This is a genomic window from uncultured Nitrospira sp., from assembly GCA_902500695.1.
Taxonomy (GTDB): domain Bacteria; phylum Nitrospirota; class Nitrospiria; order Nitrospirales; family UBA8639; genus Nitrospira_E.
Map to the genome: position 1 here is coordinate 23,130 of CABVRQ010000011.1, position 12,740 is coordinate 35,869.

At 50.3% G+C, this 12,740-nt stretch carries 14 protein-coding genes; 11 read left to right on the plus strand and 3 right to left on the minus strand.

Annotated elements, in window-relative coordinates:
• Window positions 1–14: 14 nt before the first annotated feature.
• Entirely contained in the window at window positions 15–698 is a 684-nt protein-coding gene (locus AAH187_RS04525) for a site-2 protease family protein (RefSeq protein ID WP_342347245.1), read from the minus strand.
• A gap of 44 nt (window positions 699–742) precedes the next feature.
• Complete coding sequence (locus AAH187_RS04530) at window positions 743–2,686, minus strand: penicillin-binding protein activator (protein ID WP_342347246.1); 1,944 nt, start codon at window positions 2,684–2,686, stop codon at window positions 743–745.
• A 257-nt stretch (window positions 2,687–2,943) separates the two neighbouring features.
• On the opposite strand from AAH187_RS04530, the gene xerD reads away from it, so the two are divergent.
• From xerD to AAH187_RS04555, 5 genes are all read left to right on the plus strand, one after another.
• The gene (xerD, locus tag AAH187_RS04535) at window positions 2,944–3,873 is read left to right on the plus strand and encodes a site-specific tyrosine recombinase XerD (RefSeq protein WP_342347247.1); all 930 of its coding nucleotides are present in this window, start codon (window positions 2,944–2,946) and stop codon (window positions 3,871–3,873) included.
• A gap of 203 nt (window positions 3,874–4,076) precedes the next feature.
• Entirely contained in the window at window positions 4,077–4,262 is a 186-nt protein-coding gene (locus tag AAH187_RS04540) for a hypothetical protein (protein ID WP_312646431.1), read from the plus strand.
• A 74-nt stretch (window positions 4,263–4,336) separates the two neighbouring features.
• Window positions 4,337–4,972, plus strand: a complete 636-nt coding sequence (locus tag AAH187_RS04545; RefSeq protein WP_342347248.1) for a flavodoxin family protein — start codon at window positions 4,337–4,339, stop codon at window positions 4,970–4,972.
• 10 nt (window positions 4,973–4,982) lie between these two features.
• A complete protein-coding gene (locus AAH187_RS04550) occupies window positions 4,983–5,684 on the plus strand; it encodes a hypothetical protein (protein WP_342347249.1) in 702 nt (233 codons plus the stop codon).
• Window positions 5,685–5,918: 234 nt separating this feature from the next.
• On the plus strand, window positions 5,919–6,689 hold the full coding sequence (locus AAH187_RS04555; protein WP_342347250.1) for a hypothetical protein: 771 nt from the start codon (window positions 5,919–5,921) through the stop codon (window positions 6,687–6,689).
• A 41-nt stretch (window positions 6,690–6,730) separates the two neighbouring features.
• On the opposite strand, the gene AAH187_RS04560 is transcribed toward AAH187_RS04555, so the two are convergent.
• Window positions 6,731–7,051, minus strand: a complete 321-nt coding sequence (locus AAH187_RS04560; RefSeq protein ID WP_342347251.1) for a tetratricopeptide repeat protein — start codon at window positions 7,049–7,051, stop codon at window positions 6,731–6,733.
• Window positions 7,052–7,268: 217 nt separating this feature from the next.
• Here AAH187_RS04560 and AAH187_RS04565 point away from each other — a divergent pair, with 217 nt between their 5' ends.
• The 6 genes from AAH187_RS04565 (at window position 7,269) to AAH187_RS04590 (ending at window position 12,656) form a co-directional block, all read left to right on the plus strand.
• Complete coding sequence (locus tag AAH187_RS04565; protein ID WP_342347252.1) at window positions 7,269–8,219, plus strand: histone deacetylase; 951 nt, start codon at window positions 7,269–7,271, stop codon at window positions 8,217–8,219.
• A 4-nt stretch (window positions 8,220–8,223) separates the two neighbouring features.
• Complete coding sequence (locus tag AAH187_RS04570) at window positions 8,224–9,546, plus strand: multiheme c-type cytochrome (RefSeq protein ID WP_342347288.1); 1,323 nt, start codon at window positions 8,224–8,226, stop codon at window positions 9,544–9,546.
• Between the two features lie 12 nt (window positions 9,547–9,558).
• Complete coding sequence (locus AAH187_RS04575) at window positions 9,559–10,428, plus strand: sulfurtransferase (RefSeq protein ID WP_342347253.1); 870 nt, start codon at window positions 9,559–9,561, stop codon at window positions 10,426–10,428.
• Window positions 10,429–10,503: 75 nt separating this feature from the next.
• Window positions 10,504–10,860, plus strand: a complete 357-nt coding sequence (gene smbP, locus AAH187_RS04580) for a small metal-binding protein SmbP (RefSeq protein WP_342347254.1) — start codon at window positions 10,504–10,506, stop codon at window positions 10,858–10,860.
• Window positions 10,861–10,929: 69 nt separating this feature from the next.
• On the plus strand, window positions 10,930–11,730 hold the full coding sequence (locus AAH187_RS04585; RefSeq protein WP_342347255.1) for a nitrilase-related carbon-nitrogen hydrolase: 801 nt from the start codon (window positions 10,930–10,932) through the stop codon (window positions 11,728–11,730).
• A 164-nt stretch (window positions 11,731–11,894) separates the two neighbouring features.
• Window positions 11,895–12,656 carry a hypothetical protein gene (locus AAH187_RS04590; protein ID WP_342347256.1) on the plus strand — a complete coding sequence of 254 codons (762 nt, stop codon included), beginning with the start codon at window positions 11,895–11,897 and terminating at the stop codon, window positions 12,654–12,656.
• Window positions 12,657–12,740 lie beyond the last annotated feature (84 nt).

Genomic DNA, 12,740 nt, shown 5'->3' on the forward strand with positions numbered 1-12,740 from the left:
TATTCCGGTTTTAGTTAAGTGATAAAAGCAGGTAGAAAGAGATATTGAAATATCTGAAACACCATTCCGATAAAACTGCTGATTATGGGGATAGACGAATTCAGCATCAGAAGTCCCAAAATAAGAAACATCCCATAGGGTTCCAACCGGTTTAAGACTTCCGCGGACCTGACCGGGAGAAGGCTTCGGAGGACCCGGCTCCCATCCAACGGAGGAACCGGCAAAAGGTTGAAGGAAAATAACACGATATTAATGATCATGGAAGATAAGGCCATGGCCGTGAGGGGAACCAAGATCATTCCGAGAAGGTCCCGTCGTGGTTCAACTCCTGGCTGGGGAGGCCAATTGGCCTGGAGCGTAGGGTCGAGATAGAGGAACAGGGTTAGCATGAGGCTACTGACAATGGCCAAGAATAAATTCATGAGTGGTCCGGCCGCAGCAACAAATGCCATGTCCCGTCTGGGATTATGGAGTTGTGCGGGATTGACCGGAACGGGTTTGGCCCAACCAAAGACAAACCCTCCAGGAATCAGGGATAACATCAGTGGCACAATAATGCTTCCATAGAGGTCGATGTGCGGTAGGGGGTTGACGGTGAGTCGTCCCAGGTTTTTGGCGGTCTGGTCTCCAAAGAAATTCGCGACCCATCCATGGGCGCATTCGTGTAATACCACTGCGGCCATGAGTGGAACCAGCATGAAAGAGAGGTTATAGAGAAAAGAGGAAAGGGAATCCATGTCGCTTAGTTGAGTTGGGTAAACGCCTTATTTTTAACCTGGAGTAGGTAGAGCCTCCGGTTCAGAATGCCAGCCGAACTAAAAGAGGCAAATCCGCTCAACGCCGGCAAGTCAGAGCGTCGCACAAGTTGGTCCCAGATCCCCTGTCCGGATTGAGCGCCATGGCGGATCGTTTCCATGACCATGGTTGCGGCATCATAGGCTTGAAAGGCAAAGAGGGAGGGTTCTTTTTGAAACTGGCTGCGATACCGATGAACAAACATCTGAATGTTGGGGTCAGGGCTGTTGGGGAAAAACCCATCGACAAAAATATGGCCGTCCAGATCGTGTTTGGCCCACCGAAACAACTCAGGATTATGCCAGCTATTACCGCCTAAAATCGGCACATTCATGTCATAAAATGCCAGTTGGGCGGCAATGAGGGCTAAGTGTACCGGCTGTCCTGGGACAAACACGGCGTCAAACCCTGGTGTGTAGACCGTCCGATCTTCCCCGGTTCGGGTCTTTTCATTTTCGGTTGTGCCGTATGTGGCCAGATCTTTTTCCTTTAAGTGGCGTAATTGTTCACCAATATCGGTCTGGTCGTCAGCATAGCCTTCAGAAGCGATAATTTCCCCGCCGGAGTGCAACACTTCCTTAGCGAACATAGCAGCCATTTCACGTCCATACGCTGTTTGGGGATAAATAATGCCAAAGCGATGATATCCCAGCTTTAGAATAGCGTATTCTACCAGGCGTTTGGCTTGGACGGATGAGGTCATGGCGGTACTAAACCAAAATGATCCAAATTGCCGCACGTTCAAGAGTGTGGATGAAGGGGTAACGAATGGTATGGCATTTTCATCAGGGAGTCGGGCGAGTTCCTGTATCTCACGGGATAACAAGGGCCCCACGACCGCAATGGGCCGAAATTCATCAAGCATTTGTTGGATCTCGACGCGTAACGGGGCGGTGAGGGTTGTGGTGTCTTTTACGACCAGCCCAACCGAGGTCAGTCCCCATTGTTCCTTGGCGATTTCGAGGGCGAGACGAATGCCGTTTAACGAATCTGTGCCATAGTTTTTCATTGGACCGGAAAAAGGCAAGGCGGCTGCCACAATATGAGAATGGAATTTGATCTTGCTGATAAATGATTGCAGGAGGGCCATCGCAGTTTGAGCATAAGGATGGGTGGGATAGCGTTTGAGAAATCCCCGGATATCCCGTTCGGCCAGGACCTCATCTCCGTGGGCGGTATGCAGTTCAATCAGCCGGATGGTCGCGATGTCACCTGGATAGCGGGAGGCATACCCTTCCACAAGTTCCTGGAGGGCAGGTTCGTCTAACTGTTGCAAAATCAGAGATTGAGTGAGGCCTTCTAATTCGAGCCGTTCTGTTTGATCGGCCAGACCCATTTCATTTAATGCAGCTTTTACGGCACCCAGCGGGTTGTGATTGGCTAACTCGGTTTGACGGATCAATTGGAATATTGACCGGCGTAGGTCCAGGTCAGTGGCATAGTCCAGTGCCTGATACAATTGATCCAGGGCAGGCTGATAGTCCTGTAATTCGATATAGAGTTCGGCCATCAAAACACGAGCAGGGTTCGTGGAACGTGAAAAGGGAAATTCTTCCAGGAGTTGCTTTAAAACCGTAAGGGCATCCGTCGGCTGGTGATCATGTTTCAGTGCGGTCGCTTGCAAGAGATAGGCTTCTTCCAGGATATCCGGAGGAGGGAATGAATCAATCAATTTCTCGAGAGTGAGGATGGCGGCTGCAGGGTTACCTGCTTCCAGCTCCGATCTTGCCCTGTCCAGAAGAGGGGGAGTCGAAGCTTGTTGGGCGAATACGAGGTCGGTCGCCACGCCAATGTGGAGTACCCCTCCCTGGTTCAACAGCGATCCCAAGCCCCCAAGGATGAGAATCAATAGGGTTCGCAGCAACAGATATTTGAGTAAGACAATCGTCAAAGGGAATTTACCTACACGCCTTGGAAATGGAAGGGTATGTCCGTATGGATACAGTCCTACACCCGAATGAATGTGTGGGTGGATAATTCAAGAGCAGGATACGGTGACGACAACACTTTTCTTGTTTAGTATATCAGGAAGTTCTCTTACCAAAATAGAAGAACGCAAGAAAAACTCTTGATCGGATTACGGCCGGTGGGGTCATGAAAACGTTTGGGGTTCTTTCATCATGAAGATGAGGGTGGGGCAAAGAGCTAATGCAGGAATTCGTTGATCGCTATCTCACCATGTTGCAAGTGGAGCAGGGCTATGCCGCGAATACGATTGAGAGCTATCGCCGGGATCTCAGAAAGCTCGAGACCTTTTTTCGAGCCCACGACATTGCTGATCCTACGCACCTTTCCAAGCCGGTGTGGTTTCAATTCTTAAGCAGTTTGAAAGCCGAAGGCCTGGCCTCCTCCTCAATTGCCAGGTGCCTGGCTTCTGTCCGGGGTTTCTATAAATCCTTTGAGCGGGGAAAGGATGATCCGACCTTTGACGGCATGTTGAAGGGGACGCCAAAGCAATGGAGTCAATTGCCAAAGCTATTGTCCGAAGCCGAAGTGACCAGATTGCTCACCCTGCCTATCATGGACACCAGGGAGGATTCTCGTGATGCCGCCATGGTGGAATTGTTATATGCGACTGGTCTTCGGGTGTCTGAACTCATCAATTTGGAAGTGGCGCATCTCAATTTGGATGTGGGATTTTTGCAAGCGACGGGAAAACGGGACAAACAACGAATCGTTCCCATCGGAGATAAGGCACGCCAATTGGTCTCGGCCTATTTGCAGTCTTCTCGCCCGGCCTTTGTCAAAAAGCGAACGTCTTCGGCACTATTTCTCACCAGGCTGGGTCGGGCCATGAGCCGGCAATGTTTTTGGAAAATACTCAAAGATCGCACGGTTCGCGCAGGCATCACCAAGCCCATCTCCCCTCACATGCTTCGCCACTCGTTTGCCACGCATTTATTGGATCATGGTGCCGATCTTCGTTCGGTCCAAATGATGCTCGGCCATGCCAGCATTGCCACGACACAAATCTATACCCATGTTGAGCAAGCCCGCCTCAAAAAGGTGCATGACCAGTACTTTCCCCGAAAACAACGTGCCAGGGTCATTGGAGCTTCCAACGGCTCTGAGTCGTGAGCAGGGTTATCCCCCATGTGGCTTTTTCGTTATTATGCCAGGACACTTTAGCTCCCCTCTATCCAAAGGAATTGAGGGAGCCTTTGAGTATGTATCCCATAGGCTGCTATGTCGAGGGATCGTAAGCATCAAAATTTGCAATTGGAAAAAGGCCTATGGCAGGCTAGCACCGGTCGTTTATTTCATATTTGGAGGGTTTGGTTATGAAGTATCGGAAGCAGGTACATTATGTTAAAGGGGTATTTGCCTGCCCCAAATGTCATCAACATTTTGTGCAAGAGAAGTGGTTGGAGGAATTTCGAGTGCGGTGTCATAAGTGTGATTATCGAGGGGCCTTGACGCATGTATCGGTGGAAGAGCAAATGGACGAAGAAATTGAACGGCGATAGCGAAGGGTGATTTCCGCCTGGATTGGTTCTTAAGGTAAAAATAGTTTGTGCCTTTATTCCAATTCAATTCTCCTATGAAGATTTTTCGGGGAAATATCTTATGGATTGCTTTGGCTGTCCTTGTTTGGTTCTGTGGGTGTGTGCAAGTTTCTGCTCAAGTGCAGCCTTCTCAGGTTAGCCATTCCCTGCGGGTCTTAGTCGCCTATCATTCCCTTTCCGGTCATACGGCAGATATGGCCAATGCTGTGCAAAAAGGTGCTGAATCGGTTAAAGGGACTACCGTACTCCTGAAAACGGTAGGGCAGGTGACAGCCGATGAGTTGTTTGGCAGCGATGCCGTCATAGTGGGTTCGCCGGTGTATTGGTCGAATATGTCAGGTGAAGTCAAAACTTTTTTTGACCGGTGGCAGTTTGAATTTGGCGTGTTTCCTGAATGGAAAATGCGCAATAAAGTGGGAGCGGCGTTTGCCACGGGTGGACAAGTATCCAGCGGGAAAGAGGTGACGATGTTGACCATCCTTGCAGCCATGCTCGGGAACAAGATGATTGTGGTGAGTGACGGAGGAGCGTTTGGCGCCTCAGCGACGACGGAGGGTGACAGCCCTGGCATTGATGATGGGGAGCGGGCCGATGCATGGGCGTTGGGGAAGCGGGTGGCGGAAGTGGCATGGATGATCAAGCGAGGACAGGCGCTTGCAGGTCAACCATGAATGACGTTCAATGAGTGCGTTGCCGGGAAGCACAGACGAAAAATGGGTCATTTATTGGGAGCGGGAGTATTCCACCGCCTTTGCTCCGGAACGACTTACGCTTGATTTTCATCCCCATCGTCCCCTGATGACCAACATGCCCTTGTCCGAGCAGCGGGAGGTTGCGGCCAGCGGATATAAGGTCATTCCGGATGATTGCGGGCCGGTTCGCTTCGTCGGGCAATATGGGTGGTTGATCCGTTCGCCGGCGGATTGTCGTATTCGAAAAAAAGGGAGTGGGTTTGAATGGCAGTCTCCGCCTATTCGACCTGAAGAGCAGCTTTTGGGCTACAAATCGTTTTCAGGAATGTATGTTGATACGATTCTTAATAGTGGATTTCCTAAGCTCTATTGTGGAATTCGTTTTTATTACCCCATGCAACTTGGCATGATGATGAAGGATCTTCCCAATCATTTTTATTATTTCCCAAAGCGAACCTTCTCCATCTGGGAAGGGATTGCGACGCAGGAATACAAGGTGACACCGAATGATTTTCTTCCTGGCTACGCAGCCTTTGTCACGAATTTTCTGCTCCAATTGGACGCATCCACCGAGGAGCCTACCACTATATTGCGCGGGGATCCCATTGGCCTTGTCATACCGGTCCTACTCCCCAAGCATTTTACCTTACAAGAGTTGAAGCGCACCCCTGAAGAAGCCTCCAACCCGTAATGTAATGCACGCCCAATCTCCGGTCTGAGAACCCCACTTTTCAAGGTCCTCTTTACAAGGGGAAAACATGATCCATGCCAAGCAGGTAGCCTGAATACGAATGAAGATGTGGTGTGAATCATCTTGTGCTCCGGTTTCAATTCTGTGCCTGGAATCTGCTTTGAGTGGAAGGCCTGCGGGAGTCCGTAAGGTGAGTGATTACCGAAGCCTGTCCGCCGTTTATAAAATAATGGGATGGATGTGAACCTTCGTCCACCTAAGGGGGATTCGATTCTTCGCCAATGGCAGGAACTTGCCCGAGCCTGTCTAGATGGAGAAAGTCAGACTCGCCTGGCGATGCTGTGGGACCACATCAATCGATTCCCGGTCAGGCAGGCGGCATCCGCGCATGCCGAGATCGAGACCGCGTATTTTTTCGCACAAGCGGGATTTTCCGTGGCATTTTTAGAGGCCTCTGGTGGGCGAACGGCGGACTTGGAATGTTATGAGGGCACGCATCGATTTTTTGTGGAAGTGACGGTCATTCAATCGACCCAGGGGGCTACCCGGAAATCACCTGCGGTGCGGCTGCAGCCTCACCAAATTTTAGAATCTTCGGATGAATTTTTTGAACAGGCCTTAGTCAAACGGTTGTTGTCACGTATGGCCGAAAAAGCTAGACAATTAGAACGGTATTGCGCACCCGTGTTGCTGGCAGTCAGTGTTCCTGATTTACCATGGGGGAAAGGGCGTCCTCAGGACATTCCTCCTTTGGATCTTCAGCGATTAGCCGCGATGTTAGTCGGAGTGGTTGTCGACGTTCCTCAGTTCAGTGCCATCCTGCTGACATTGTGGAAGGCCCCGGCTCAGGAATTGCGCAATCCCATTCGTATTCGCCAGGTCACTTGGGTTACTCGACCACCAGGGAATCCGCGCGATCCTCGAATTCGAATGTTGGCAGTGAACCCGGTTGCTCGATATCGTCTCAGCTCCCAAGAACTCAAGAGGATCAAGGAAGAGATGTGAAGACGATGCGGCGGGGGAAAGATTGGAACACGTGAGGGCGGTTAGGATGAAGGCAGTGACGTTTTGAGTGCTTCCAAATCTTTAATGACGAGTAAATTGCCATTCTTCGTCGCGACCGTGATGCCCTCGGTACATATCGCATGGCATTTCTCGAATTCCTGTGCCTGTTTGAGCGATTGAGCCAGCGCTAAATAGGCGGCTGAATACTCGGGTTTCACCAGGATACATTGCTCCAAGGCGGGAATCGCCTCCTTCCAATTTTCGTCACTCATGTAGGCTTTTCCGAGGCCGAACCACAATGTTTCGTCCTTGGGGTCCATTTGGAGCACTTTTTTGAATTGTTCGATCTTAGGATTGGCCATGGGGTGAAATCCAGTCAGAAAAAATGATGACAGAAAATGAACGAAAACCAGCCTATCATGCGGGTGCATGCGTTGTCTAAGCCATTCCCCTATGCTAGGATCTTTCATGTTTTTCCTTCCGGCTCTTCAGTATTTGTAAGTGTTGTTTGGCCGACATTGTTGATCGAGTTTTTCCTCTGTGCATGATTTCCTTTTCCATTTTCCATCTTGAGAGTTTATGAGCATGGGCCGTGTTGGATACGTTTCTCATCCGACCTATGAGCTCCATGAGATGGGCAGAAGCCATCCGGAGTCCCCTGAGCGGCTTCGTGCGATACGGGCGCAATTAGAGCGTTCGGGAACGTGGTCCCGGCTTCATCAGGTCGCACCGCGACGGGCCGAGCGGAAATGGATTGAACTTATCCACGATTCGTCCTATGTGGAGAGTCTTGAACGACGTTCCCCCTCAAGTGGGTATGCTTCCCTGGATCCTGATACATCGATGTGTCCGGGAACGCTGGAGGCTGCCTATCTGGCAGTCGGCGCGGGGTTGGCGGCGGTGGATGCGATCATGAACCACGACATTGATCAGGCTTTTTGCGCCGTGCGGCCTCCTGGGCATCACGCCGAGGCGGATCGAGCGATGGGTTTTTGTTTTCTGAATACCATTGCGATTGCCGCCCGTTATCTTCAGCAACAGTATGGACTACAGAAGATCATGATTGTGGATTGGGATGTGCACCATGGCAATGGCACGCAACAGGCCTTCTATGATGATCCTACGGTTCTGTTTTTTAGTACGCACCAGTCCCCGTTTTATCCCGGGACAGGACGGGCGACGGAAACCGGGGAAGGTCAAGGGAAAGGTCTGACTATCAATGTGCCGCTCTCAGGAGGACAAGGGGATGAGGAGTATGGGGAAATGTTCCAGAGGATCCTGGTTCCCGCCGCCGAACACTTTCAACCGGAATGTATTCTGATTTCCGCGGGGTTTGACGGTCATCGGGATGATCCGTTGGCGAGTATGGTCTTAACGGAGCAGGGCTATGCCGACATGACCACAATTGTCTCGAAGATTGCCAGAAAATTTGCAGGTGGACGAATCGTGTCATGTTTAGAGGGGGGCTATCATCTGAAAGCGTTGGCGGGATCGGTGGATCGCCATCTTCAGGCTCTGCTGGATAATTGACGTGATGAAATCAAAGCGATCATGGGGAGGAAAAGCGTGGCTGTTGCTCCTGTTGGTGCTGGGGGTAGGGATCTACATCTTTTATACGGAAATTCGTCCCACCGTCATATTCGGATTACGGGAGGATTACGCGAAACCCATTCCCTATCAGCAGATTCCAGTGGGATTGCAGAGCTTAAAAGCGGAGGAATGTGGAAGTTGTCATGTCGAAATCTACGAAGAGTGGAAATCCAGTATTCATGCCGAAGCCTTTCATGATCCGTTTTTTCAAGCCTATTGGAAAAAAGATGATAATATTTGGGTCTGTTTGAATTGCCATACGCCATTAGAAAATCAGCAACCGACCCTTATTCAAGACCTTCCCCGTGAACGAGTCGAAAAAGCCGTGCAAATTCCTAATTACCGGTACGATGCGGAATATCAACAAGAAGGTGTGACTTGCGCGGCCTGCCATGTTCGGGATGGGATGATTCTCGGGCCGTATGATGATTCGGCGGCGCCGCATCCCACCCAATTTGATCCTTCCTTCAGAACGACCCAAGTCTGTTATCGCTGCCATAATGTTGTTTCGGGACCCATGCAATTCTACAATGCGGGGCCTTGTGGCACGTATCCTGAGTATGAAGGCAAGTTTTTCATGAAGGAAAAGGGACTGATTTGTCAGAGTTGTCATATGCCGGAAGTCGAGCGGCCGGTTGCCAAGGGTAGCCCTATCCGATTCGGTCGACGGCATCTCTGGCGAGGAGGCCATGATCCGGACATGGTCAAGCGAGCGGTCGCTGTCCAAGTGCAGGCAGACCCTCCCACACCCCAACCAGGTGACGATGTCAAATTGACGCTGACGCTGATTAATGCGGGGGCTGGACACAAAGTCCCGACAGGGGACCCTGACCGGTTTTTTACCGTTGAATTTACGGTGCGCGATTCGAACGGCACGGTGGTGCATGAGCAATCTGATACCATGGGCCGTTGGATCCTGTGGCAGCCGGTGATTGTGGAAGTCTACGATAACCGACTGTTGCCGCTTGCCAGCCGGGATTATTCCTTTGAATATGAAATCCCGGAAAAAGAAAAAGGGTGGATGGTTCAGGCGCGGATTCGGTATCATATTCAGACCGAGAGTCAAAATCAGATGTTGAGAAATCAGTATGGTCTGACGGGTGAAGATCCATATGTCTTTACAATCTATGATCGTGAGTTCCCTTTGGATGCGACCCTGTCTACGGCTTTACAGGATCACGAACCCGATCCTCGGGTAGGGTGCATCGCACCATCCGATGGGCTTGCTCCCCATCACCCGGCAGATACCTCTTCACTTCATTCATAAAGGGAAAGAACTGTGGCTGAAAATTTTTTCATTGATACGGAATCACTAGCCCAAAACCTGGGACGTGAAGACTTAGTCATTATTGATGTGCGTGGACGCGGAGCGTATACGTCTCATATTCCCGGTGCTGTTCATAGCACCTGGCATGAGTACAGCGATCCATCCGCTGTGGCAAAGGGGGTCTTAGATCCTGACCTGGGGAGAATTGAACAGCGCCTTCGATCGCTCGGCATTAACCAGTCCAGCGACGTGGTCATTTATTGTAACCCCTTTGATAATTGGGGTGATGAGGGGCGCATGTTTTGGATGTTAACCTTTTTGGGACATTCCAGCGTTCGAATTCTGGACGGTGGGTGGGTTAAGTGGACCGCCGAGCAGCGTCCCATTGAACATGAAGCGATTCGACCAACGCTGGGTGATTTTACTGTCACGGCCAATCCGGAACTCATTGTGAATAAGGACGGATTAAAAAAACTGCTCAAAGGACCTCACCCGGATACCATAATTCTTGATGCCAGAAGCGTGGAGGAATATGCGGGGAAGGAGATCGATGGGTTGCCTCGGGCCGGCCATATTCCTTCTGCCATCAATATCCCATGGAATCGGTTTTTACAACCGGATGCCACGGTGAAACCTCCCGAGCAGGTAAGGGAAATATTTGAAGATCACGGGCTACGGGACAATCAGGAAATCATGACGTATTGCTTGGGTGGCGTCCGGGCGGCTTGGGTGTTTTGTTTGCTTCGATACGTAGGGTTTCCACGAGTGAAAGTCTATCCAGGATCGTGGTGGGAATGGTCCAGGGATTTTGCGGCACCGGCAGAAAAAGACGTGAAGTTATTATTTCGAGTCACCAATCAGGATCAGATGAAATCATCTTGATCTTGTGTATGAGGAATGAGAGGATAACTTAGTCTCTCAGTTTAATATTAATCTACTTTTTCAAGGAGGTCAGGGATGAAAAAGCAAATGGTCAGTAAGGCAATTGGCATCGTTGCCATGCTCGGGATTCTGGTTGCGGGGGCGTGGGGGTCTGTCGCGCTTGCAGGAGCCAATCCACATGTGGCTGAAGCGATTGCTCATGCCCAGGGAGCCGTGAAACATGGCGAACAGGGACATGCTGATGCGTTGGTTGAGCATGCCCAAGAAGCCTTGACCCACGCCCAGGGTGCTCAAAAAGACGTGAAGAATCCTCATTTAGATGAAGGCGTTCACGAACTCATGGAAGCGGTGGAGCATGGCAAAGCCGGGCATGCCGATGTCGGGACCAAGCATGCGAAAAGTGCCGTTATGCATTTGAAAGAGGTTAAGTAATCATAAAGCCTTAATCTGATAAAGAAGCGGGTAGAGTCTACCTCTGCCCGCTTTTTTTGTGGGGTGGTGATGTCAACGATCAGTGGAGGGTTTTTTCAATTTTCTCCCGTATTTGGAGAGGTTCAACGTAATCTGGAGACTATCCTGAATGCCATCCATGCCTTTGAGGGACATCTCCTTGTTTTTCCCGAACTTGCCCTCTCTGGATATCAATTCCTTTCTAAAGAAGAAGTCCGTGAGCTGGCAGAAGACATCCCTTCTGGTCCAACCATCAAAGCCTTGGAAGAAGCCGTTCGAGGCCGTGACCTGCACGTGGTGGTCGGGTTGGCTGAACGAGAGCATGACCGGATATATAATTCGGCAGTGCTGATCGGCCCGAAAGGGTATATCGGGACCTATCGCAAAACGCATTTATTTTTTGAGGAAACCCTCTGGTTTGCTCCTGGAGATACGGGATTTCTTGTCTGGGATATTGGAAAGGCCAAGGTTGGTCTTCTCGTCTGTTTTGATTGGTTTTTTCCCGAAGCCGCAAGAAGTCTGGCCATCAAGGGCGCCGATATTCTCTGCCACCCCAGCAATTTAGTGTTGCCCTATTGTCCTGATGCCATGGTGACAAGATGTTTGGAAAACGGGGTGTTTGCCATAACAGCCAATCGAGTCGGCAGGGAACAACGTGGGGAAAAACCAGCATTGCCATTTATTGGCATGAGTGAGATGGTGGCTCCCGATGGACGGATTTTGTGTCGGTCTTCCCAAAAGGACGAAGAGTTTGGTCTGTACGAGATGGATATGGCGGAAGCTCGGAACAAACGAATCAATCCCTATAATGATTTGCTCAAAGACCGACGTCCTGAATGGTATGTCTTGTAATCCGCAAGTACCGGAATCTACAGGTCAGGGCGGTGGCCTGGCTTGACATAACCGCGAGGATGCCATAAATCCTGAATAGGGGTATAAACCTAAGAACCAGATTGTGGTCAGGAGGAGATTGTTTAAGGATGAATCTTTCTATTGGTAGGGATGAGGAGGATATTATGAAGAGGTGGGTGGTCATTTCGGTTGTGCTTCTGATGGGATTGTCCGGGTGTATGGTTTCGAAGACGAAATATGAGGCTTCGGTGGCGGATATGGAGTCGGCCAAGGCCGAGTTGGAAAAAAGCCGGATGCATCAGGAAGCCCTTGAAGAACAAATACGCAATTTAAAGGGATTGAACGAAAAAGTCTCTACAGATCTAGAGACCATGACCACCGAAGTGCAACGGATTAAGGAAGGGCGAAAAAATGAGCACACCTTATTGGAAACACGTGAGCGGGAATTAGATCAGGAGAAAGAGCAGCTCACATCAAAGTTGCGGGTGGTTGTGGACCAATATCAAAAAGTCAAATCGCAAAACAAAGCACTGAAAGAGACGGTGTTGCGCTATCAGAAGGAATTAAAAGATACCCGTGAATCTTCCGTGGGGAGTACAGCCGGAGTGATGAAACCCTCGGAAACCACCGATATGTCCAAAAGCGGAATTGCCCAGCCAGTGACGCCTAGCTCTATCGTTTCGTCCAAACCGCCAGTGCCAAAAATTGTGACTTCTCCAACACTTCCAAAAATGGGAGGTGATTTAGTCAATATTAATAAGGCGCCGGTGAGTGATCTGGTTTTAACACTGGGGTTAACCCGTGAAGTAGCTGAGGAAGTGATTTCCAACCGGCCTTATCGGCTTCGTGGCGAACTTGTGGCGAAAAACATTATTCCCAAGGCCACATTTGACGAGATCAAGGATCGTATCACGGCTTCTCCGTAATGGGAGTGGTGAAAAATGCCGCCAGCGGCGTTCTCGCCGTCTGGCCGTGCTCACGTACTCCTCCGTACACTCCGCTTGTCTAAG